At 67.2% G+C, this 22083-nt stretch carries 16 protein-coding genes; 3 read left to right on the top strand and 13 right to left on the bottom strand.

Annotated features, from left to right (window positions below; genetic code table 11):
* Window positions 1-21: 21 nt before the first annotated feature.
* Window positions 22-1560, top strand: a complete 1539-nt coding sequence (der, locus tag DJ018_RS13945; RefSeq protein WP_111515569.1) for a ribosome biogenesis GTPase Der — start codon at window positions 22-24, stop codon at window positions 1558-1560.
* Here der and DJ018_RS13940 read toward each other — a convergent pair.
* From DJ018_RS13940 to radA, 5 genes are read right to left on the bottom strand one after another with little or no spacing between them, the layout of a single operon-like run.
* Complete coding sequence (locus tag DJ018_RS13940; RefSeq protein WP_111515568.1) at window positions 1505-2257, bottom strand: SDR family NAD(P)-dependent oxidoreductase; 753 nt, start codon at window positions 2255-2257, stop codon at window positions 1505-1507. The genes der and DJ018_RS13940 overlap by 56 nt on opposite strands.
* A gap of 32 nt (window positions 2258-2289) precedes the next feature.
* Window positions 2290-3276 carry a bile acid:sodium symporter family protein gene (locus DJ018_RS13935; RefSeq protein ID WP_111515567.1) on the bottom strand — a complete coding sequence of 329 codons (987 nt, stop codon included), beginning with the start codon at window positions 3274-3276 and terminating at the stop codon, window positions 2290-2292.
* Window positions 3273-4763, bottom strand: a complete 1491-nt coding sequence (gene purF / locus DJ018_RS13930; RefSeq protein WP_111515566.1) for an amidophosphoribosyltransferase — start codon at window positions 4761-4763, stop codon at window positions 3273-3275. The genes DJ018_RS13935 and purF overlap by 4 nt, the downstream gene beginning before the upstream one ends.
* On the bottom strand, window positions 4760-5368 hold the full coding sequence (locus DJ018_RS13925; RefSeq protein WP_111515565.1) for a CvpA family protein: 609 nt from the start codon (window positions 5366-5368) through the stop codon (window positions 4760-4762). Before DJ018_RS13925 ends, purF begins: the two co-directional genes overlap by 4 nt.
* A 3-nt stretch (window positions 5369-5371) precedes the next feature.
* A complete protein-coding gene (gene radA, locus DJ018_RS13920) occupies window positions 5372-6742 on the bottom strand; it encodes a DNA repair protein RadA (protein ID WP_111515564.1) in 1371 nt (456 codons plus the stop codon).
* Between the two features lie 129 nt (window positions 6743-6871).
* Between radA and DJ018_RS13915 the strand changes: the two genes are divergently transcribed.
* Window positions 6872-7516 carry a Yip1 family protein gene (locus tag DJ018_RS13915; protein WP_111515563.1) on the top strand — a complete coding sequence of 215 codons (645 nt, stop codon included), beginning with the start codon at window positions 6872-6874 and terminating at the stop codon, window positions 7514-7516.
* On the opposite strand, the gene alr is transcribed toward DJ018_RS13915, so the two are convergent.
* The 4 genes from alr to DJ018_RS13895 form a co-directional block, all read right to left on the bottom strand.
* The gene (alr, locus tag DJ018_RS13910; protein WP_111515562.1) at window positions 7498-8592 is read right to left on the bottom strand and encodes an alanine racemase; all 1095 of its coding nucleotides are present in this window, start codon (window positions 8590-8592) and stop codon (window positions 7498-7500) included. The genes DJ018_RS13915 and alr overlap by 19 nt on opposite strands.
* A 69-nt stretch (window positions 8593-8661) precedes the next feature.
* Complete coding sequence (locus tag DJ018_RS13905) at window positions 8662-10161, bottom strand: replicative DNA helicase (protein WP_111515561.1); 1500 nt, start codon at window positions 10159-10161, stop codon at window positions 8662-8664.
* Window positions 10162-10334: 173 nt separating this feature from the next.
* Window positions 10335-12740 (bottom strand): TonB-dependent receptor plug domain-containing protein, encoded by a 2406-nt coding sequence (locus DJ018_RS13900; RefSeq protein ID WP_111515560.1) that lies wholly within the window; start codon window positions 12738-12740, stop codon window positions 10335-10337.
* Window positions 12741-12873: 133 nt separating this feature from the next.
* Window positions 12874-14199: an NCS2 family permease gene (locus tag DJ018_RS13895; RefSeq protein ID WP_111515749.1), complete on the bottom strand. Its 1326-nt coding sequence runs from the start codon at window positions 14197-14199 to the stop codon at window positions 12874-12876.
* 119 nt (window positions 14200-14318) lie between these two features.
* Here DJ018_RS13895 and DJ018_RS13890 point away from each other — a divergent pair, with 119 nt between their 5' ends.
* Window positions 14319-15242 (top strand): Gfo/Idh/MocA family protein, encoded by a 924-nt coding sequence (locus DJ018_RS13890; RefSeq protein ID WP_111515559.1) that lies wholly within the window; start codon window positions 14319-14321, stop codon window positions 15240-15242.
* On the opposite strand, the gene DJ018_RS13885 is transcribed toward DJ018_RS13890, so the two are convergent.
* The 4 genes from DJ018_RS13885 to DJ018_RS13870 all read right to left on the bottom strand — a co-directional run bounded on the left by DJ018_RS13885 (window position 15239) and on the right by DJ018_RS13870 (window position 21741).
* Window positions 15239-16729 (bottom strand): tryptophan halogenase family protein, encoded by a 1491-nt coding sequence (locus DJ018_RS13885; protein ID WP_111515558.1) that lies wholly within the window; start codon window positions 16727-16729, stop codon window positions 15239-15241. The two genes, DJ018_RS13890 and DJ018_RS13885, sit on opposite strands and share 4 nt — an antisense overlap.
* Before the next feature lie 22 nt (window positions 16730-16751).
* On the bottom strand, window positions 16752-17783 hold the full coding sequence (locus DJ018_RS13880; protein ID WP_111515557.1) for a cupin-like domain-containing protein: 1032 nt from the start codon (window positions 17781-17783) through the stop codon (window positions 16752-16754).
* Window positions 17784-17814: 31 nt separating this feature from the next.
* Window positions 17815-18534: a SapC family protein gene (locus DJ018_RS13875; protein WP_111515556.1), complete on the bottom strand. Its 720-nt coding sequence runs from the start codon at window positions 18532-18534 to the stop codon at window positions 17815-17817.
* Window positions 18535-18639: 105 nt separating this feature from the next.
* Window positions 18640-21741 carry a TonB-dependent receptor gene (locus DJ018_RS13870; protein ID WP_111515555.1) on the bottom strand — a complete coding sequence of 1034 codons (3102 nt, stop codon included), beginning with the start codon at window positions 21739-21741 and terminating at the stop codon, window positions 18640-18642.
* Window positions 21742-22083: the final 342 nt, after the last annotated feature.

Below are 22083 nucleotides of genomic sequence, written 5' to 3'. Positions count from 1 at the left end.
TCGGCGGGCTAAACTGCACCCATGCCGCTCAAACTTGCGATCGTCGGCCGACCCAACGTCGGCAAATCGACCCTGTTCAACCGCCTGGCGGGCAAGAAGCTCGCCATCGTGGACGATCAGCCCGGCGTCACCCGCGACCGCAAGTTCGCGGCCGGGCGCCTGGGTGACCTCGACCTCGAACTGATCGACACCGCCGGGTTCGAGAACGTCAGCGACGAAAGCCTCGAAGCGCGGATGCGCGCCCAGACGGAGCGTGCCATCGAGGAAGCCGATGTCGCCCTGTTCGTGGTCGACGCCCGCGAGGGCGTGACCCACATGGACGAGGTGTTCGCCGAGGTCCTGCGCCGACACGACCGGCCTGTGGTGCTGGCCGCCAACAAGGCCGAAAGCCGCGAGAGCGGTACGGGCGTGATGGAAGCCTTCCGCCTTGGGCTGGGCGAGCCGGTCGCGATCTCCGCCGAGCACGGCGAAGGCATGGCGGACCTCTACGCCGCCCTGCTGGCCGTTGCGCCGGAGGAAGACGAGGACGAGGCGGATGAGGCCGACAAGCCGGTGCGCATCGCCATCGTGGGGCGCCCGAACGCCGGCAAGTCGACGCTGGTGAACCGGCTGATCGGCGAGGACCGTCTGCTGACGGGCCCCGAAGCCGGCATCACGCGTGACTCGATCCCCGTGGATTGGGAGCATGACGGCCGCCGGGTGCGCCTGGTGGACACCGCCGGCCTGCGCCGCAAGGCGAAGGTGCAGGAGAAGCTGGAGAAGCTTTCCACGCAGGACACCATCCGCGCGATCACCTTCGCCGAGGTGGTTCTGCTGGTGATGGACGCCACCCACCCATTCGAGATCCAGGACCTGCAGATCGCCGACTTGGTCGAGCGGGAAGGGCGCGGCCTGGTGTTCGTGCTGACCAAGTGGGACCTGATCGAAGATCCCCAGACGCGTCTCGCCGAGCTGATCGACGAGGCTCAGCGCCAGCTCCCGCAGGTGCGTGGCGCGCCCATCATCGCACTTTCCGCGGAAACCGGCCGTGGCCTGGATCGGCTGATGCCGGCTGTGTTCAAGACCTATGGCGACTGGTCGACCAAGGTGAAGACCCGCGATCTGAACGACTGGCTGCAGATGGCCATCCAGCGCCACCCGCCGCCGTCGGTGAACGGCCGCCGGATCAAGCCGAAGTACATGGCGCAGACCAAGGCGCGGCCGCCGACGTTCGTCATGTTCGCCAGCCGGGCCGACCAACTGCCCGAGAGCTATCGCCGGTACCTGATCAATTCGCTGCGCGAGAGCTTCGACCTGCCGGGCGTGCCGCTGCGGGTCACGATCAGGTCGAGCCGCAACCCGTTCGTCGATGGCGACGAGGCGCCGGCGGAGAAGCGTTCTGCGCCGCGCGCCAAGGCTCCGGCCGCTTCCACCGGACCCAAGCCTGCCGCCAAGCCGAAGCCGAAGGCCAAGCCGAAGGCGGGCACGCCGCGTGGGCGCACCCAGAAGCTCAGCCGCCCGGGCGTCAAGCCGAAGCGGGCGACCCGCGCGACGTCTTCCAGTCCGCGAAGACCACGTTAGCGTTGGGCAGGCCGCGGTCGGCCTGGGCCAGTTCCACGATCAGCGGCCCGATCTCCGAGGGATCGGGCAGGGTGGCGGGATCTTCGCCAGGATAGGCCTCGGCGCGCATCTTGGTGCGCATGCGGCCGGGGTCCAGCAACACGGCGCGGATGGAGGTCTGCTCCAGCTCGTCGGCCCAGGTGCGCACCAGGTTCTCGACGGCGGCCTTGGTGGCTCCGTACGGGCCCCAGAACGCCTTTGGCTGCCCGGCGCGGCCGGAGGTGAGCACGATGGCGCGGCCGCCCTGGGCGGCGCGCAGCAACGGCTCGCTGGTGCGGATCAGGCGGTAGGTGGCGGTGAGATTGACGCTGAGCACCCGGTCCCAGTGCTTGGGCTCGATGTGGGCTACGGGCGTCATGGGCCCGAGCGTGGCGGCGGCGTGGACCAGGATGTCCAGGCGGCCGAACCGCTGGAAGACGGCGTAGCCCATCTGATCCACGGCGTCGCCGTCCGTGAGGTCCAGCGGGATCAGGGTCGCCGACTTGCCGGTTGCGGTGCGGATCTCGTCGTCGAGCTCCTCGAGGCCGCCCTGGGTTCGGGCGACGGCGATCACATGCGCGCCGGCCTTGGCCAGGGCGATGGCGGCCGCACGGCCGATGCCGCGGCTGGCCCCGGTGACGAGGGCGATCTTCTCGGAGAGAGGCAGGGACTCGGACATGGCCCGCTTCCTAGACTGTCAGCGGCGCCCTGTCAGTCCGCCTCTTTCGCCCGAGCGGCGTAGCGCTGGGCGATGACGGCGCAGGCCATCAGCTGGATCTGGTGGAAGACCATCAGCGGCAGGATGGCGAGGCCGGCCGTGGCGGCCGGGAAGAGCACGCCCGCCATGGGCACGCCGCTGGCCAGGCTCTTCTTGGAGCCGCAGAAGACGATGGCGATCTCGTCTTCCTTGGAAAAGCCCAGGGCGCGGGAGCCGTAGGCGGTGGCGGCGAGCACCACGGCTAGAAGCACGGCGCAGATCACCAGCAGGCGGGCGATCTCGAAGGCGTCGACCTGCGCCCAGACGCCGCCGACCACCGCGCCCGAGAAGGCCGTGTAGACGATCAGCAGAATGGCTCCCCGGTCGGCGTAGGACAGCAGCTTGGCGCGGTCCTTCACCCAATTGCCGATCCACCGCCGCATCAGCTGGCCGGCGATGAACGGGACCAGCAGCTGCAGGACGATGCCTTCGACCGAGCTCAGGGAGATGCCGCCCTGCTGGTGCAGCGTCAGGCTAACCAGCAGCGGGGTGAGGGCGATGCCCAGGAGGTTGGACGCCGAGGCCGAAGCCACCGCCGCCGGCACGTTCCCGCGCCCGATAGCGGTGAAGCCGATGGAAGACTGGATGGTGGAGGGCAGGCAGCCCAGGAAGATGATCCCGGTGACCAGGGGATCGGGCACGATCCAGTTCGGCAGGGCGGCCAGGCCCAGGCACAGGATCGGGAACAGGACGAAGGTGCAGGCCAGCACCGTCAGGTGCAGCCGCCAGTGGGTCAGCCCCGCCATCACCGCATCCCGCGACAGCCGTGCGCCGTGCAGGAAGAAGACCATGGCGATGCCGATCTTCGTGGCCCACTCGAACACCGGACCAGCCGCGCCCCGGGCGGGGGCGAGCGATGCGGCCACCACCATCCCGACGATCAGGACAAGGTACCAGTCGATCTTCAGGCGGGCGAGGAGCCCGCCCTTGGGTGTGCTCACGCGTCGACCAGGAAGGACAGCTGACGCTCCACGGCTTCGTTGCGGCCCTCGGCGATTTCGCGGTCCAGCAGGCGCGTGGGGTAGTCGCCGGTGAAGTAGTGGTCGGTGAACTGCGGGTTCTCGGCGTCACGCGAGCCCGCTTCCATCGCCCAATAGAGCCCGTCCACCGACAGGTAGCCCATGGAGTCGACGTTGAGGATCTTGGCGATCTCCGCGACGGAGTTGTTGGCCGCCAGCAGCTTGTCGCGATCCGGCATGTCGATGCCGTAGTAGTCCGGCCACATGATCGGCGGCGAGGCCGAGCGCAGGTGCACTTCCTTGGCGCCGGCTTCACGGACCATGCGGACCACGCGAACCGAATTGGTGCCGCGGACGATGGAGTCGTCGATCAGCATGACGCGCTTGCCAGCCAGAACCGACCGGTTCGGCGACAGCTTCATGCGCACGCCGAGCTCGCGCTGGCCCTGGGTGGGCTGGATGAAGGTGCGCCCGACGTAGTGGTTGCGGATGATGCCCATCTCGAAGGGCAGGCCGGCTTCCTGCGCAAAGCCCAGGGCGGCCGGAACGCCACTGTCGGGAACGGGCACCACCACGTCGACGTCGGCGGGGGTTTCCATGGCCAGGCGCCGGCCCATGCGCTTGCGCACGTCGTATACGGAGCGGCCGTTCACCACGGAATCGGGACGGGCGAAGTAGACGTATTCGAAGATGCAGGGCCGGGCCTGAGCGGCCGGGAACGGACGCAGGCTGCGCACGCCGTTCTGGTCGATCACCACCATCTCGCCATGCTCGATGTCGCGCACGAACCGGGCGCCGATCATGTCGAGGGCGCAGGTCTCGGACGCCAGCACGGCCTTGCCGTCCAGATCGCCGAGCACGAGCGGCCGGATGCCCAGCGGATCGCGGACCCCGATCATCTTCTTGTTGGTCAGGGCCACCAGCGCATAGCCGCCTTCGATGCGGGCCAGCGCGTCGGTGAAGCGCTCGACGAGGTTGGCCTTACGGCTGCGGGCGATGAGGTGGAGGATGACTTCCGAGTCCGAGGTCGACTGGAAGATGGCGCCTTCGGCCACCAGCTGCTCGCGCAGGGTGAGGAAGTTGGTCAGGTTGCCGTTGTGCGCCAGAGCCACGCCGCCCGACTCAAGATCGGCGAACATCGGCTGCACGTTGCGGATGAAGGAGCCGCCGGCCGTGGAATAGCGGGTGTGGCCAATTGCGAAGCGGCCGGGCAGACGGTCTGAAAGGCCGCCGCCGCCAAAGGCGTCGCCCACGTGGCCCATGTGCCGTTCGGTGTGGAAGCGCTGTCCGTCGAACGCGGCGATGCCGCAGGCTTCCTGCCCACGATGCTGCAGAGCATGGAGGCCCAGGGCGGTCATGCCCGCGGCGTCCTCCACGTCGAAGATCCCGAAAACGCCGCACTCCAGCCGGGGCGTATCGTCATCCGGATCGCGGACGGGAGGGGACCATCGGTCAGTGCTCTGCGTCATCGGGATTTCTCCACCAGATCGTCGGTCTCGCCGCTTTGGCGCGCCTCGTACCCGTCCGTCGCGTTTCTGTCACCTGATGCGTCGCCGACCGCGCGCTCAAAAGCGGGTCGGAGGCGCCCGGCGATGTCCAGGCCGCCCGGGGCGAGGGCCTTCAGAGCCCGCCCCATGTTCTGCGCCAGCGGCCATGTCCCGGACTCCACGATCCACTTGGGCTGGAGATCCGCAGGCGTCGCGGCGGTGAACATCAGGTTGAGGGCTCCGAGTACGACGAGCCCCCGGATCAAGCCGATAGCGAGGCCGACAGTGCGATCCAGGGCGCCCAGCACATCGGTTTGCTGGATGCGCCGCGCAAGGACTGCGCCCAACAGCCGCATGCCAAGATAGGTCACGCCGAAGACCACCAGCAGCGCGGCGGCGGCGGCCAGCCAGGGCGAGCTTATGAAGCCTCGAAAGATTGCGGCGCTGTACGGCAGTCCGAAGATCGCCAGGGCGGCGGCGCCCACCAGGGCGACCATGGCCGCGATCTCCCGCGCCGCCCCGCGGGCGAAGCCCACCAGCGCTGAGATCAGCAACAAGCCCAGGACGATGGCGTCGAACTTGGTCACAACCTAATCCCAAGACCCGTCATGAATGCGACGGATGGTGTCTGCGAGCCGGCCGGCCGCGATCAGGCCCATAGGTGGCGAGCCGTTCTCGGCGACCGACGGGGCCAGCGCCCTGCCGAAGCCGAGCTTGGCGGCTTCCTTCAAGCGCGAGTCCATGCGGCTCACGGGCCGGATCTCGCCCGAAAGGCTGATCTCTCCGAACACGACGCAGTCCTGCGGCAGCGCCTGATCAAAGGCGGATGAGGCGAGGGCCGCCGCCGCGGCGAGGTCCGCGGCCGGTTCTGAGATGCGCAGCCCCCCGGCGACGTTCAGATAGACATCCTTGTCGCCGAAACCAAGCCCGCAGCGGGCCTCCAGCACGGCCAGGACCATGGCCAGGCGGCCTGAATCCCAGCCGACCACCGCCCGACGCGGGGTGCCGTAGGCGGATGGCGCCACAAGGGCCTGGAACTCGACGAGCACGGGGCGGGAGCCCTCGATGCCGGCGAAGACGGCCGCGCCGGCCGCGCGCTCGCCTGCGGTGTTGAGGAACAGGGCCGAGGGGTTTTTCACCTCGGCAAGGCCTGCGTCACCCATCTCGTAGACACCGATCTCGTCGGTGGCGCCGAAACGGTTCTTGGCGCCTCGCAGGATGCGGAACGGGTAGCCACGCTCCCCTTCAAAGGCGAACACCGCATCCACCATGTGCTCCACAACTCGAGGGCCGGCGATGGCGCCTTCCTTGGTAACGTGGCCGACGAGGATCACCGCGACGCCGCGCTTCTTGGCGAGCCGCACCAGCTCTCCGGCCGCGGCGCGGACCTGGGTGACCGAGCCTGGGGCCGCCTCGTGGGCATCGCTCCACATGGTCTGGATGGAGTCGATGATCACGAGGTCGAAGGGCTCCTTCTTCAGAGCCTCCATGATGTCCCTGAGCGCCGTTTCCGCGGCCAGTTTCACGGGCGCGTCCGCGAGCCCCATCCGTTGAGCCCGGCCGCGGACCTGCTCCACCGCTTCTTCGCCCGAGATGTAGGCGCAGGAGATGCCGCGGCGCGCCGCGCTGGCGACGACCTGCATCAACAGGGTGGACTTGCCGACACCGGGGTCGCCGCCCAGCAGAATGGCCGACCCAGGCACCACGCCGCCGCCGCAGACCCGGTCGAACTCGTCAACGCCGGTGATCATCCGCGCGGGCGTCGGCACCGCGTCCTCGAGCCCCTGGAAGGCAAGGCCGCGGGTCCTGGCGTTTCGGCTTGGAGCGAGCGCGCCGGGCGGCCGGCTTTGCAGCTCCTCGACCAAGGTGTTCCAGGCGCCGCAGCCGGCGCACTGCCCGGACCACTTGGTCTGGACCGCGCCGCAGGACTGGCAAACGTAGACGGCGCCGTCGCGGGCCATGAGGTCTCCTGATTCGAAGCGGCCACTTTAGCCCACCTCGGCGGTGCTCGGCGCTTGGGCGGCTTGCCGCGGACCTTCTATGGGATACGGTCGGATCGGGCTGGCGGATCACAAGGGCTGGAGTTTGCAATGAGGGGTGCGGCGCCCGACCGGGTTCCGTCCATAGTTGGCCGAGCGCTGGCGGTGCTGACGGCGCCCACGCGGGCCTGGGACGTCATCGAGGCGGAGCCCTCCAGCGTTCCGAACCTCTATCTGCGCCTCGTCGCCCCCCTAGCCGCTATCCCGGCGATCTGCGGGTTCGTCGGCCTGCTGCTTTTCGGAGTTGGCGTCTTCGACGTCGGCATGCGGCCGCCGCTGGGCGTCGCCTTGGCGGAGATGCTTGCGGCCTATGTGCTCGCCCTGGTCGAGGTATACGTCCTCGCCCTCATCATCGATGTTCTCGCGCCCAGCTTCGGAGGCGTTCGCAGTCGGCTGCAGGCTTTCAAGCTGGCGGCCTATTCGGGCACGGCGCTCTGGGTGTCTGGCGTGTTCCTGCTCTATCCGCCCGTGGGCGAGCTGCTGGGCCTGCTGGGCGGCCTCTACAGCCTCTACATCCTCTATGTCGGACTGCCGCGGATGATGAGCGTCGTTCCACAACGGCGGCTCAGCTATTTCGCGGTCGTGTTGCTGGCCATCCTGGTGCTGTCCGCGGTGCTAGGCACGGTGACCACGCGGATCCGGGACCTGGGCGGTCCGCTTCGAATGGCGGCGGCGCTTCAGGCCTTGCCGACGTAGGTCCGGCCAGCGCGCGGGCTCAGGCGCACGAGCACTTCGTGCGCGACCGTTCCCGCAGCCGTGGCGAAGTCGTCGAGAGGCGCGTTAGGGCCGAGCAACTCGACCGCATCGCCGACGTGCGCCGGGGCGTCTCCGATGTCGATCGCCAGAAGATCCATGTTGGAGATCAGCAGGGTGCGCCGCGCGCCGGCGTACCAGGCGTAGCCCTCGCCCCGGCCGGCGCGGATCACGCCGTCCGCATAGCCGGCCGCCACCATGGCCACGCGTGTCGGCCTATCGACGCGGACGTTCCCGCCATAGCCGATGAGCTCGCCTGCCTGAACGTTGCGGATGTCGAGAATGGGCGCGGTGAAAATGGCGACGGCCCGCAGCCTAGGATCGGGCGTCTCGAGGGGGCCGCCGCCGTAGAGGCTGACGCCCGGCCGGACGAGATCGAAGCGGAAGTCCGGTCCCAGGAAGCTGCCCGCGGAGGCGGCGAGACTTGCGCGAGCATCAGGAAACAGCCCGCGAATGTCGACGAAGCGCTCGAGCTGCTGGCGGTTGCGCGGGTTGTCCGGCTCGGGTGCGGAGCCGAGATGGCTCATGACCAGCTGCAGGTCGAGGCCGCGAAGCCGATCGACCGATTGCGCGAGCGCCCGCGCCTCGTCCGGCGTCACGCCCTGCCGGTTCATGCCGGTGTCGACGTGCAGCCCGACGGGCAAGGCTCGGCCAAGGGCGCGCGCCAGCGCGCTCGCCTCCGTCACCTGAGGAAGGCTCGTGAGGACCGGCGTCAGATTGTCCGCCAGCAGCACGGGACCGGCGCCCACCGTAAGCCCATCCAGCACATAGATGGTCGCCGGGCGCTCCGGTCCCAGGCCCGCACGCAGCGCCGTGCCTTCGGCCGTGCGAGCAACGAAGAAGCTGCGTGCGCCTTCCGCCCAGAGCCGACGGGCGAGCTCGACGGCTCCCAGGCCATAGCCGTTCGCTTTGACGACAGGAGCCACCTCCGCGCCCACGGCCTCGGCGCGGATCACGCCGTAGTTGTGGGCGAGCGCGTCGAGGTCGATGGTCAGGTGGGCGAGAGCCGGCTCGGGCATGTCCTGTCGCAAGGCATAACGATCGAGGCCCGGACTTCGCCGGCTTCGACCGGGATTGCAAGCGCGCGGCTAGTCGTCGTGCGAGGAGAACCGAGCGTGGTGGTCGCGTGCAAGGTTGCCGAACTTGGTGGTGTCGGAGTCGAACGACAGCTTCACCGTCCCGATCGGACCGTGACGCTGCTTGCCGATGATCAGTTCAGCGAGACCCTTCACCTGGTCCATCTGCTCCTGCCAGCGGAAGTGCTCCTCGGTGCCTTCGCGCGGCTCCAGGCGGCTGAGGTAATACTCCTCGCGGTACACGAACATGACCATGTCGGCGTCCTGTTCGATCGAACCGGATTCACGAAGGTCGGACAGCTGGGGCTTCTTGTCTTCGCGGTTTTCGACCTGACGCGAGAGCTGGGACAGGGCGATCACCGGAACGTTCAGCTCCTTGGCGAGGGCCTTCATGCCCTGCGTGATCATGGAGACCTCCTGCACCCGGTTGTCGGGGCCGCCGGCCCCGGTCGTCACCAGCTGGAGGTAGTCGATGATGATCAGGTCCAGGCCCACCATCCGCTTCAGTCGGCGAGCCCGCGCAGTCAGCTTGGCCAAGGTGATGCCGCCGGTGGCGTCGATGTAGAGCGGCGCTTCCTGGATCTCGAGCGCAGCGTCCCGGATCTTGCCGAACTCGACCGCGTCGATCTCGCCCTTGCGGAGGCGGTCGCCCGAAACGCCGGAAGCTTCAGCCAGCAGGCGCAGGGCCAGCTGTTCGGCGCTCATTTCGAGGGAGTAGAAGGCCACCACGCCGCCGCGCACCGTCTTGCGGCTGCCGTCCGGCTGAGGCTCCCAGGCATAGTTGCGCGCAACGTCGAACGCGATGTTACAGGCCAGCGAGGTCTTACCCATCGACGGTCGGGCGGCGAGAATCATCAAGTCGGATGGGTGCAGGCCGCCGATCTTCTGGTCGAGGTCCAGCAAGCCGGTGGAGATGCCGGCGAGGCCGCCGTCGCGAGCGTGCGCCTCAGCCGCCATGGTGACGGCGCCGTGCAGGGCGTCGGCGAAGCTGACGAAGCCCTGGGAAACGCCGCCCGTCTCGGCGAGGGCGTAGAGCTCCTGTTCGGCCTGTTCGATCTGTTCCTGGGCGCCCAGCTCGGCGTCGCCCTGGTTGGCGCGCAGGGCGATCTCTCCGCCGATGCGAATCAGGTCACGGCGCAGAGCGAGGTCATAGACAGCGCGGGCATAGTCCGGCGCGTTGGCGGCCGGCGGCGCGCGGTCGACGAGATCGGCGAGATAGCGGACGCCGCCCAGCTCCTGGAACGCCGGGTCGCGGGAGAACTCTTCGGCCAGCAGGATCGGCTCGGCGAGCTGACCCTTGCGGATGTGGGTCTCGATGGCCTGGAACAGCCGCTGGTGGAACGGCTCGTAGAAGTGCCTGGCCTGCAGGTTGTCGCCCAGCCGTTCGAAGGCCGCGTTGTCATAGAGCAGGGCGCCCAGCAGGGCCTGCTCAGCCTCGATGTTGGAGGGCACGTTTTGGATCGCCACGTCGTTCGAGACGGGGCGAAGATCAAGCGCCGGTACGATTGCCATCCCTTACCGATAGCCTAACGCGCGGGCTCCAGACACTGCGACACGCCGGGCCTGCGGCTACCTGTCCACACACAAATCGCTGCCTGTGGATTGAAGCTCCACCATGGGAACATGGAAACGGCGCGGGAGCTTGGTGAGCCGCCCGCGCCGTCACCGAAGTAAGGTCGTCAGATCTACCAGTTCAGGGCAACGCGGCCGTAGACAAAGCGGCCGTTGAAGCCGAACGGCGAGAACGAGGTGAACGGGAAGGCGCCGGTCGTGTTGTTGGCCGGACGGATCTGGCGCGGATAGGTGTCGAACAGGTTATCCGCACCCAGCGCCAGGGTGACCTGACGGGGCAGGGTGTAGCGCAGCTCCGCATCGACCACGCCACGGTCGCCCGTGTGCACGTCGCCGCTGGCGTCCGCCGCCGCGCCGGCATTGTTCACGTCGCCGTAGAAGGTGGTGCGCACGGTGGCGCCCCAGTTCTGGCGCGACCAATCACCTTGCAGGCTGAGCTTCCAGGGCGGGGTGCCTTCCTCGAAGCGCAGGGTGGCCTGACGACCGAACAGCAGGACCGGGGTCGGCAGCAGGGTCTGGCGCGTCTGGGGCCGGCGGGTGACGTCGAAGTCGTTGATATTGCCGGCGGCGGTCAGGTCGAATGTGCCGGCCTGCTCGTCGATGATCCGGTAGTGCGCCACCACGTCCAGACCGCGGGTGCGGGTGTCGACGCCGTTCAGGAAGAAGCGCGCGGCGGTGGCGCCCAGCGGGCTGAGGATGCCGCTCAGCGCCAGGCTGTTCGGGTTGGCGGCGGCCGGCGGGCTGGCCTGCAGGGTTTCGGACAGCACGATGCGGTCCTCGACCTCGATCTGATAGGCGTCGGCCGTGAGCTCGAAGCCGCCCGCCCGGAAGACGAAGCCCAGCGAGACGTTCTGCGAGGTTTCCGGCTCAAGCGGTTGGCCGCCCAGCGCCTGGCCCACGGGGCTGATCGAGGGGTAGGTCCCCGTCTCAAACGCCACGTTGTTCACGAACAGGATGGCGGTGTTCGTGTAGTACTGCTGCTGCAGGCTGGGGGCGCGGAAGCCGGTCTCGTAAGAGCCGCGGAACGCCAGGTTCGGGCTGAGGTCCCAACGCGCGGAGACGCGGCCCGATGTGTTGTCGCCGAAGTCGGAGTAGTGCTCCTGACGCACGGCGGCGGCCACGGTCACGTCCGGCAGGACCTCGGCTTCGAGCGCCAGGTAGCCGCCGACGTTGGTGCGGTCTTCATCCACTTCGTTGGACGGCTGGAAGCCGGTGAAGCCCTGCGAGCCCGGCGCGGCCGTGCTGACCGGACCGCGAAGGTAGGAGCCCGGCTCGCCGGCCTCAATGGTGTAGGTCTCCTTGCGGGCTTCGATCCCGAAGGCGATGTTCAGCGGACCCGCCAGACCCAGGTCGAAGTCACGGCTGAAGTCGGCGTTGCCGACGAGCTGATCGTACTTCGTCGTGCCCGCGTAGAAGCTGCGGGGCGAGGTCGGGCCGAAGGAGGCGTTGAGGGTGTTCTCGACGCCGTACTCCACCTCGTTCCAGCCGTAGCTGATGGTGAAGTCGCTGCGCCAGCCGGCGATGTCGCCGCGCAGGCCGAGGCCGAAGTTGGCGTCGTCCGAGGTGACATTGATCAGCGGCACGAAGCCGTTGGGGTAGATCGACGGGATGTTCCGCGCCTCGGTCGGCGTGCGGTAGAGGGCGGCGTTCTGCCCGTCGCGATGCTGATAGCCGGCCCAGCCGCGCGCTTCGAAGCCGGCGGCCAGCGGCTTGCCGGCGTTGAGGTAGATGCTGCCGTCCTTGACGTCGCCGTCGCCCGAGCGGCCGGTCACCACGCCGAAGCGCGGGTCCACGTCGGCCCGGTTGGTGTGATCGCGGTCGCGGTATTCGGCCGACACGGTCAGGAAGCCGTCGGAGCCGAGCTTCAGGCCCTGCCAGCCGTTGACGGTGACGGTCTGGCCGTCGCGGAAGTCACGGTCGCCGCCGTAGAAGCCCTTGTAGCCCGAAACGTACTGGCCGTAGGTCACGGAAGCGCCGCCGCCGTGGTCCGCCTCACGCAGCAGGATGTTGATCACCCCGGCGATGGCGTCCGAGCCGTAGAGCGCCGAGGCGCCGTCACGCAGCACTTCGATGTGGCTGATGGCGGTGGACGGGATGGTGTTCAGGTCGACGGCGGCCGAGCCGCGGCCCACCGAGCCGTTGGTGTTGAGCACGGCCGAGCTGTGCGCCCGCGAGCCGTTGATCAGGACCAGGGTCTGGTCGGGGCCTTGGCCGCGCAGGGTCAGCGGCCGCACGGCGTCGGTGGCGTCGGTGCCGGAGGGGCGCGGGAAGGTGATGGAGGGAACCGTCGCCTGTAGCTGGGCGGCCAACTCGGTGCGGCCCTGCTGCTCAAGCGAGCGGGCGCTCACCACGTCGACGGGAGACAGGGACTCAAGACGAGAGCGGGCCTGGGCGCGGGTGCCGGTAACCACCACCTCTTCGACGTCCGCGGTGTCGGCGGGTTGGGTCTGGGCGACGGCGGCAGTCGCCAGCAGGTTCGCAGCCGAAGCGGCGGCGAACAGAAGTACGCGGTAACGCATCAAGATATCCCTCACACCGGCGCCGCGCGCGACGCCGTTCAAAGCCCTTCGGGGCTCTAGCTAGGGTGCGTTGGGAGGGGCCGGAATGACATTTCGGCAACAGCGTCAAGGAAACGCCCAGATCCCGCCTCGATCACTGGGCGACCATCACCGCAAAGCGGAGGATGAACAGGCCGGCGAGCACGAACAGCAGCCAATCCGACGTCTCGAGGCGGCGGGTCGCCAGCTTGAGCAGGGCGTAGGCGATCACGCCCGCCGCCAAGCCGTTGGCGATGGAGAAGGTGAAGGGAATGGTGACGAGGGTCAGGAAGGCCGGGATCGCCACCACCGGGTCCTCCCAGTCGATCTCCGTCAGCGGAGAGATCATCAGCGCGCCGACCAGAACCAGAACAGGCGCGGTTGCCGCCGCCGGGATCGCCTGGGCCCACGGTGCGACGAACAGGGTCGCCAGGAACAGCAGGCCGACCACAATTGCGGTGAGGCCGGTCTTCCCGCCCGCCGCCACGCCCGAGGCGCTCTCCACATAGCTGACCACCGTGCTGGTGCCGGCCACCGATCCAACGATGGTCGCGCCGGCGTCGGCCAGGAGGATGCGGTTCAGCCGCGGAATGGTCCCGTCGGGCTGAACCAGCCCGGCCCGTTTGCTGACCGCCACCAGGGTGCCGAGGTTGTCGAACAAGTCGACGAACAGGAACACGAGCAGGATCTCAACCAGGGCCAAGCCGACCGTGCGGCCTTCGAGGCCCAGGGCCGCGGGAACGTCCAGGCGAAAGGCGGTCGCCGTCATTTCGGTCAGGCTGTAAGGCTGAGGCGTCCAGCTGGCCAGGCCGAGCAGCCAGCCCAGCGCCGTGGTCAGCAGGATGCCGATCAGCAGTCCGGCGCGAACCTTGAGCGCCTGCAGGACCGCGATCAGCGCGAGCCCGATCAGCGCCAGGCGGGCGCCTGGGCTGTGGAGATGGCCCAAGCCGATGATCGTTCCCGGATTGGCGGTGACCAGGCCCGCGCTGCGCAGGCCGACCAGGGCGATGAACAGGCCGATGCCGGCGGCGATGGCCGAGAACAGGGCGCGCGGAATGGCGCTGATGATCAGCTGGCGCACGCCGGTCAGGGTCAGGACGAGGAAAAGGCAGCCCGAAAGGAAGACCAGGCCCAAGGCCGTGGGCCAGGGCACGCCCATGGCCTGGACCACAGTGAAGCTGAAGTAGGCGTTCAGACCCATGCCGGGAGCGAGGGCGATGGGATAGTTGGCCAGGAAGCCCATCAGGAAGCATCCCACCGCAGCCGACAGGCAGGTGGCCGCCGCAACTGCGGACGCGGGCATGCCCGCCTGTCCCAGGATCGCGGGGTTCACCACCACGATGTAGGCCATGGTGAGAAAGGTCGTCAGCCCAGCGAGAGCTTCGGTCCGGACGCTCGTGCCGTGGGCGCTGAGCTGGAAGGTGCGATCCAGAAAGGTCATCCAGCCAGCTTCGGCTTGGCGGGCGGCAAGTTCAACATGGACCGTAAGGCCCACATTGGGCGTTTCCTGCCGCACGGCTTTCCGCCTAAACCCGGACAAATCTTCAAGGGAGCGGCGCTATGGATGTGATCAAGATCGCACTGGTGGGCATCGGCAAGATCGCCCGCGACCAGCACCTGCCGGCGCTTTCCGCCGATCCGCGGTTCGAGCTGGTCGCCACCGCCAGCCGCCACGGCTCCATAGAGGGCGTGACCGCCTTCCAGGACATCAGCGAGCTGCTAAAGGCTGTGGAGGTGGACGCGGTGTCGCTATGCACGCCGCCGCAGGTTCGTCACGAGCTCGCCGCCGCCGCGCTGGAGGCCGGCAAGCACGTGATGCTGGAGAAGCCGCCGGGCGCGACCCTGAGCGAGGTGGAGCATCTGCGGGGGCTCGCCGCCGACAAGGGCCTGACCCTGCACGCCACTTGGCACTCGCGCTTTGCGCCGGCCGTGGAGCCGGCCCGCGCCTGGCTGGCCGAGCGCAAGGTGCGGTCGGCCAAGATCACCTGGAAGGAAGACGTTCGCGTCTGGCACCCGGGTCAGGAGTGGATCTTCGAAGCTGGTGGCCTGGGGGTCTTCGATCCTGGCATCAACGCGCTGTCCATCGTCACGCGCATCCTGCCGCAGCCCTTCTTCCTGACGAGCGCCGAGCTCCACGTACCGGAGAACCGGCAAGCGCCAATCGCCGCCGAACTTGCATTCAAGGACGCCGCCGGCAATCCGGTCACCGCCGAGTTCGATTTCCTGCAGACCGGGCCGCAGAGCTGGGACATCGACGTGGAGACCGACCGCGGCGCGCTGAAGCTGACCCACGGCGGCGCCAAGATGTTCGTGGACGGCGCGCTCACCCACGAGGGACCGGATCGCGAGTATCCCGGCCTTTACGCCCACTTCGCCGAGTTGATCGCGAACGGGGAGTCGGACGTGGACGTCAGCCCGCTACGCCACGTGGCCGACGCCTTCCTGCTCGGCCGGCACACGGCGGCGCCGGCGTTCGACTACTAGGTGGCGTCCGCCGGGCAATACTGCTCCAGGAACGCCTGGTGGGTCGGGAGGCTGTTGACCGCCCGGTCAATGTTGCCCTTCAGGTCCACCAGCGATTGCCGCAGCTGCGCCGGCGGCATCAGCCGACCCATGTGGTGGTAGCCCTTCGGCTCCAGCCGCTGGCCGAGCATCACCTGCAGCCAAGAGTCGACCTGGAAGAGCTCTCCCGGCGATTGGTAGACCTGACCGCTGTCGCGGAAGAGCGCGATGCGGTGGGCGAGGGGCTCCGGCACTTCCATGGTACGCACGCGGTCCCAGAACGGCGTGTCGCTGCGCTCCGTGACCTTGTAGTGCAGGATGATGAAGTCGCGGATCTTCTCCAGCTCGGCGTCCGCCTGCTCGTTGTAGCGGTCCATCAGCGCCTCGCTGCAGCCGCTGAACGGGAACAGCTGCATCAGGCGCAGGATCCCGATCATGATCATGTGGATCGAGGTGGATTCCAGCGGTTCGACGAACCCGCTGGCCAGGCCCAGGGCCACGCAGTTCTTGTCCCAGGTCTTGCGCCGCTTGCCAGTCTTGTAGCGGATCACGCGCGGCTCGGTGAGCACCTCGCCCTCAACGTTGGCCAGGAGCTGAGCCTGCGCCTCGTCGTCGGACATGTAGTCGCTGCAATAGACGAAGCCGTTGCCCACGCGGTGCTGCAGGGGAATGCGCCATTGCCAGCCGGCGCCATGGGCCATGGCCCGCGTGTAGGGCATGGCGGGACCCACAGAACGTGTTTGCAGGGGCAGGGCGCTGTTGGTCGGAAGCCAGTGACTCCAATCTTCGTAACCGGCCTTCAGGGTCTGTTCGATCAGCAGGCCACGGAACCCGGTGCAGTCGATGAACAGGTCGCCCTCGACCTCTTCGCCGCTCTCCATGACCAGGGCCTCGATGAAGCCGGTTTGAGCGTTCTGGCGAACGCTGCGGATCTTGCCCTCGACGCGCCTGACCCCTTTCCCCTCGCTCATCTTTCGCAGGAACCGGCCGTAGAGCGTGGCGTCCAGGTGGTAGGCGTAGTTGATGTTGGCGTTCTCGCTGGTCGCGAACTTGCCGGCCTCAGCGGCCTGTAGCTCGAAGCAGTAGTCGCCGAGATCGCCGGCGAAGCCTTCCGCCTTGGCCTGCAGCCAGAAGTGATGGAATCCGCCCATCCAGGTTGATTTGCCCACTTGCCCGAAGGAGTGGATGTAGCGATCGCCGACCTGACCCCAATTCTCGAACGAGATGCCGAGCTTGAAGGTCGACTGGGTGGTCCGCATGAACTCGCGCTCGTCGATCCCGAGGAGCGCGTTGAAGGTCCGGGCCGTGGGGATGGTGGACTCGCCCACACCCACAGTGCCGATGTCGTCCGACTCGATCAGTGTGATTTCCAGAAGCGAGCCGAGGTGACGAGAAAGCGCCGCCGCCGCCATCCAGCCGGCGGTGCCGCCACCTGCCACCACCACCTTCTTCACCACTTGTCCTTGCACGTGATCCCCCCGGATCTTCTGGTTAGCGGTTGAGGCGATTGAGCAGCTGCGCCCGCAAACGCCGCGCCTTGAGATCGTCCATGGGGCCAAGCGCCCCGCGCGCCCTTTCCGGCAGGTGCGCGGCGGGTCGCGCCGGCGGGCCGAAGACATAATAGTCGAACAGCGCGCGCCAGGCCCGCTTCTCGTGCTCGGGCCGGTCGCGCAGGCTGATCAGGCCATGCAGCAGGGTGTTCATGGGCGTGTCCATGAAGCCGGGCGTGCTGTTCCACCAGTAGTTCACGAGGATGTTGAAGGCATCCAGCGCCTCGACCTGATGCCACCACATGGCGGGGTAGACGAGCACGTCGCCCGGTTCGAGGTCAGCGACCTGCGCCGCCTCAAGCGCCTGACGAAAACGTGGGAAGCGTCCGAAGTCGGGATTGCGGAAGTCGACCATGCTGACGACTTGGCCGCCCGGTGTCGGCTCCAGCGGGCCAGGATAAAGGTTCTCGATCTGCTCGGGCGGGAAGAGGGTGAAGCGACGGCGGCCGGCCACGCAGCAGGCGATGTTGTTCGACATGTCATAGTGCGCCGAAGCGATCGTACGATTGCCGATCCAGATGCTGACCAGCGGCGGCTCTTCGCCGAACACCTTACTGTCCAAGCCCAGATCGTTCTCCGCCCGCAGACCGGGCAGGTAAGCGTCCACATCCGTGGAGCCGATGTAGAGGGCCGGCGCGTCGGACGAGGCCGATTGATCGAGAATGCGATCCAGGAAACTGTCGAGGCGCGTTCGTTCGGTCTGGAAGTTCAGACCCGTGCCGGCGTCGTTGTAGAAAAAGCGTCCGCCGATCTCCGGCGCGGCAATGTAGCCTACGACCGGCTGTCCGCTATACAGCGCTTTGAGGTAAGCGGCCGCGCGAGCGGGCGAGGCGAGCCCTTCGCGCACCAGGGGCCAGTCACCCGCAAGGCCTTTGAAGACCATGGGGTGCTGGCTCTGCAGGATCTCTTCGAACGGGATGTCCTGCGGGCGCGTCGCCGGCCGGACATCTACCTTTCCCGAAATCTCGACCATCACCTGCGTCCGGCTCCGCCGCCGACGGACCTTAGGCGGCCGCCAGCTTCTGCGTCTTGAGATCGATCAACCGGCTCACGTTGCCCAGCGAGGAGATCACCCAGTAGGCGACCTGCAGGAAGCCGGACTTGTGCAGCCGCTCGAGGTCCTCGCCCGCGAGCTCCGCCAACCTGTCCTGCGCGATCGTAAAGAGGCCGGGCACGTCGTACTGGACTCGATCGTCCAGCGCGATCTCCACGTCGATCGCTTCGATCAACTGCAGTTCCTCGAAAGCGGCGAACATCGGTTTGCTCACCTCCAGGCCGTTGTAGATCGAGCCAAGCACGCGGGCGACATGCTGGAGGTAGGGCGAATTGCCGCCCGCCTTGAGGAACAGCGGCTCACCTTCCGTACGGCTGATGCGCGGATGGTCGAGATCGACGTGGATCTGTGGCTCGGCATCCGCCTGCGCCCCGCTGCTGAGGGCGATGGAGAACGGGCCGCGCTGCTGCAGGGCGGGTACGTAGCGCGCCGTCCAGCCATTGGGGGACAGGAACAGGTTCTCGTCGCGGTCCAGGCCCAGCAGGGCCACGGACTGAAGCTGACCTTCGGCGTCGCGGCGGAAGAAGATGGGGTACTCGCGCTGGATCTCCTCGAACTCGGTCGGGAAGATCAGCACCTGATTGATGTTGTCGCCGAACTCGGCCCCGTGACCGGCAATCACGCGAAGGTCGGCATGATCGACGTTGTTGAGCAGCGCCAGCTTGGTCATGTGATTTCCTCGGGGCCCGGGTACGCGGGCCAACTCTATGTCTTCCTAAGAAAAAGGCCGCTGCGAACAGCGGCCTTCCCCTTAAGTCCGGATGTTGGTCCGTGCTTAGAAGCGGTAGCGGGCGCCCACCAGATAGCGGGTGTCCAGCTCCTGAGCGAACCACAGCTGGTTCTCGTCGCGGGCATAGGTCCGGAGGCTTTCGCCGGTCAGGTTGATGCCTTCGAACGAGATCGCCAGGTTGTCGGTGAGGTCGTAGCTGACGTTGAAGTCCAGCTGACCAAACGGAGCCACGAAGACGGGGTTACGCGAACCACCGCGGTTCGTGGCCGACAGGAAGCGGTCGCGCCAGTTGTAGGCCAGGCGAGCCGAGACGCCGTACTTATCGAAGATAAGCGTGGCGTTCGCGGTGTCGCTGAGGCCGAGCAGGGCGAACTGGTCCTGGCTCGGATCGACGCTGATGTCGAACCCGACATCGCCCTTCACGTAGGTGTAAGCGCCGGCGACGCCGAAGCCCGTTTCACCGAAGAAGTGCGTACCGGCGATTTCGAAGCCGTAGATCTTGGCCTGACGGTTGTTGACCGGCTGCGACACCTGGAAGGTGAAGAACGGGTCGTTGGCGTCCGCTTCGATATCCACCGCCGCGAGGATCCGGTCAGCTTCGCTTTGACGGAGCTGGCCGTTGGCGTCACGCAGGCCGTTGAAGGCCGACTGAGCCGCGGCGAGGTTGTTGCCGTTCTGGATGTAGAGGGCCGTGGCCGTGAACAGGTTCACGTCCGTCTGGTCCATGCCCAGGTTGCTCAGGATCGTGCGCGCAGCGCCCGAACGAGAGCCGGCGGCGCCGGAGCTCGGGTCACGCAGGCCGAACAGCTGACGCTGGAAGGTGCCAGTGCCGACGAAGTTCTGGACGCGCTTCTCGAAGAAGCCGACCGAAACGAAGCTGCCCGGCTTGTAGTACCATTCCCACGACAGGTCGAAGTTGTCGGAGATCAGCGGATCGAGGTCCGGGTTGCCCGAGGTGCCGAGCGGGATGGCCCCGTTGGCGACCGGACGGTTCGGAGCGCCGGCCGTGACCGCGGCGAAGAGGTTGCCGTAGTCAGGACGGGCGATCGTGCGGCTGAAGCTGAAGCGAGCAAGCATGTTCTCGATCAGCTCGACCTGGAAGTCCATGGCCGGCAGCAGGTTGTTGTATTCGCCCGAGCCGGAGACCGGCTGGTAGGTGGTGCCCGTCGCGACGGTGAAGTCGTTGTCGGCGGTCCAGATGATGGCGCGCGGCGTGCGGATCGACGAGGTCGAGTCCACCTTGGTGCGCTCATACCGGGCGCCGGCGACCAGGCTGGCTTCGTGGCCCGCCAATTCGCCCTTCCAGGTCATCTGGAAGTAGGCGGCCAGGATGTCTTCCTTCACGCGGTTGTCGTTCTGGCCGGTAACCGCCAGAGCGTTACCGCGAGCGGCGTAGACCGGCGACAGAGCGTCGAACAGCTGGATGGCGTCGGCGCGGAAGGAGGTCAGGCCCGGACCGGACTGGTTCAGGTCGAAGGACTGGAACTTACAAGCCATGCAGTATTCGCTGACGAGGCCGCCAGCATACTGCGCAACGTCGCGCGGGTTCGAGATGCCCCAGGAACCGAGGTCCTGCTGGGTGTTCACGTTGCCCTGACGCATGTCCGACGTGCGGTAGTTCAGGCCGAAGTCGAACCGGCTGCCGTTGTCGTCCAGTTCCCAGGCCGCGTCCGCACGGAATTCCTTCACCAGCTGGTTCTGGAACTGCGAGGAGGTCCGCGCCACCTGGCTGCCCAGGTCGCCCACGTCCATGCGGCCGTTGGCGTTGCCGCGGGGCAGGGCGTCGTTGATCGTGAAAGCCTGGACCGGCACTTCGCCGCTGTAGTCAACCGAGTGCGAGTTGACGATCGGCGCGCCCATGGAGAGCGAGGTCATGCTGGTGCCGTTCGGGGCGCCCGGCTTGGACGAAGCTTCCGAGATGTGGCCGTCCAGCGCGATGCTGAAGCGGTCGGTCATCTGCCAGGTGCCGTTCAGGGCGAAGGACTGCAACTCGTCGTTGTTCGCGCGGTACTGCTGCTCGAAGCCGATGTCCTTGGTCCCCGCCAGGTTTTCCTGGAGGAACACGGCCGTGGCGACGGTCGGGTTGTCATCGAACGTCACGCGGTCGAACGGACGGTTGAACCAGTTGGTGGTGTCGTTCCGGCGCTCATAGGCTTCGTTGCGGGCGTAGAATGCGTCCGCCGTCAGCGTGATGGTGTCGATCGGACGGAATTGCACCGTCACCTGGCCGTTGACGCGCTCACGCTCGCCTTCGGAGAAGTGGTAGCGGCTGTCGTTCGGGATGGCGACCAGGGTATCGAGGCCCGGCGCGTTGGTGATGGTCGTGCCGTTGTTGTTCCGGACGAACCCGTTGGCCGGGTTGATGAAGTCACGGTAGCGGCGGACGTTCCAGTCGTTGGAGGTGACGCTCCGGCTGGTGAAGTTCCGCTTCTGGTAGCTACCGAACACCGACACGCCGAAGCGCTCGCTGCCATCGGTCCAGTTCAGCAGGCCGGAAACTTCCGGCGTGATCTTGTCGGCGTCTTCCAGGCTTTGATCGACGCTGGTGTCGTACAGCGCCTTGGCGCCGATCGAACCGCTCAGGCCCGGCTCGGCGTCCAGCGGACGACGGGTGCGGACGTTGATGGTAGCGCCGATGCCGCCCGACGGGATGGCCGCGCGGCCGGTCTTGTAGACTTCCAGGGTGCTGACGCCTTCCGACGCCAGGTTGGAGAAGTCGAACGAACGGCTGGTGCCGCCGGCGAAGTCGGCCGACTGGTCGCCGCCGACGGTCGCCACGTTGGCGGTCGGCATGGTGCGGCCGTTCAGCGTGACCAGGTTGAAGCCGCCGCCGAAGCCGCGGACCGTGACCTGAGAGCCTTCGCCGTTGGAACGGTCGATGGCCACGCCGGTGATGCGCTGCAGCGATTCAGCGAGGTTGGTGTCCGGGAACTTACCGATATCTTCGGCCGCAATGGCGTCCACGACGCCGCTGTTGCTGCGCTTGATTTCAAGCGCCGCCTCGATCGAGGCGCGAATCCCGGTGACGACGACTTCCTCGACTTCGGAAGCCTGATCCGTCTGAGCATGTGCCGCTCCGGTTGCAAAAAGTGCAGCCGAAATGGCGATGAAAGACGCAGAAGTTTGCAGTCGGCGGTGCCGCTTCAAGGCATGTCCCCCCTTTGGTGAGCCCTATGAGTCTTGTTATTGCGACGTCGTTCGAATTTGCCCGGTCCACCAAAACGGCGGCGCCAAGCGGTTACGCACGAACAACTCCGCGGTACAGTTGCGTTAGCGGTATCATCGCTATTTGACGCGGGTCAAGGTTTCCGCAGCGTCATCACAAACTTTTTGACAGCGCTGACATTGCGCCTGCATCTTGCGGCGCAAGACCTTCTAAGCCACTGACTAAATGCGTCTATTTGCCATTCCAGGTTTGTCCGAACGCTGCGCCTCGAACATCTCCTGAAAACAAGCCGAACTGAAATGCAGCGGGTGTGGCGCCGATGC

Origin of the sequence: Phenylobacterium deserti (genome assembly GCF_003254705.1) — a bacterium.
Classification (GTDB): Bacteria; Pseudomonadota; Alphaproteobacteria; order Caulobacterales; family Caulobacteraceae; genus Phenylobacterium; species Phenylobacterium deserti.
This window is presented reverse-complemented; position numbering and strand designations above follow the sequence as displayed.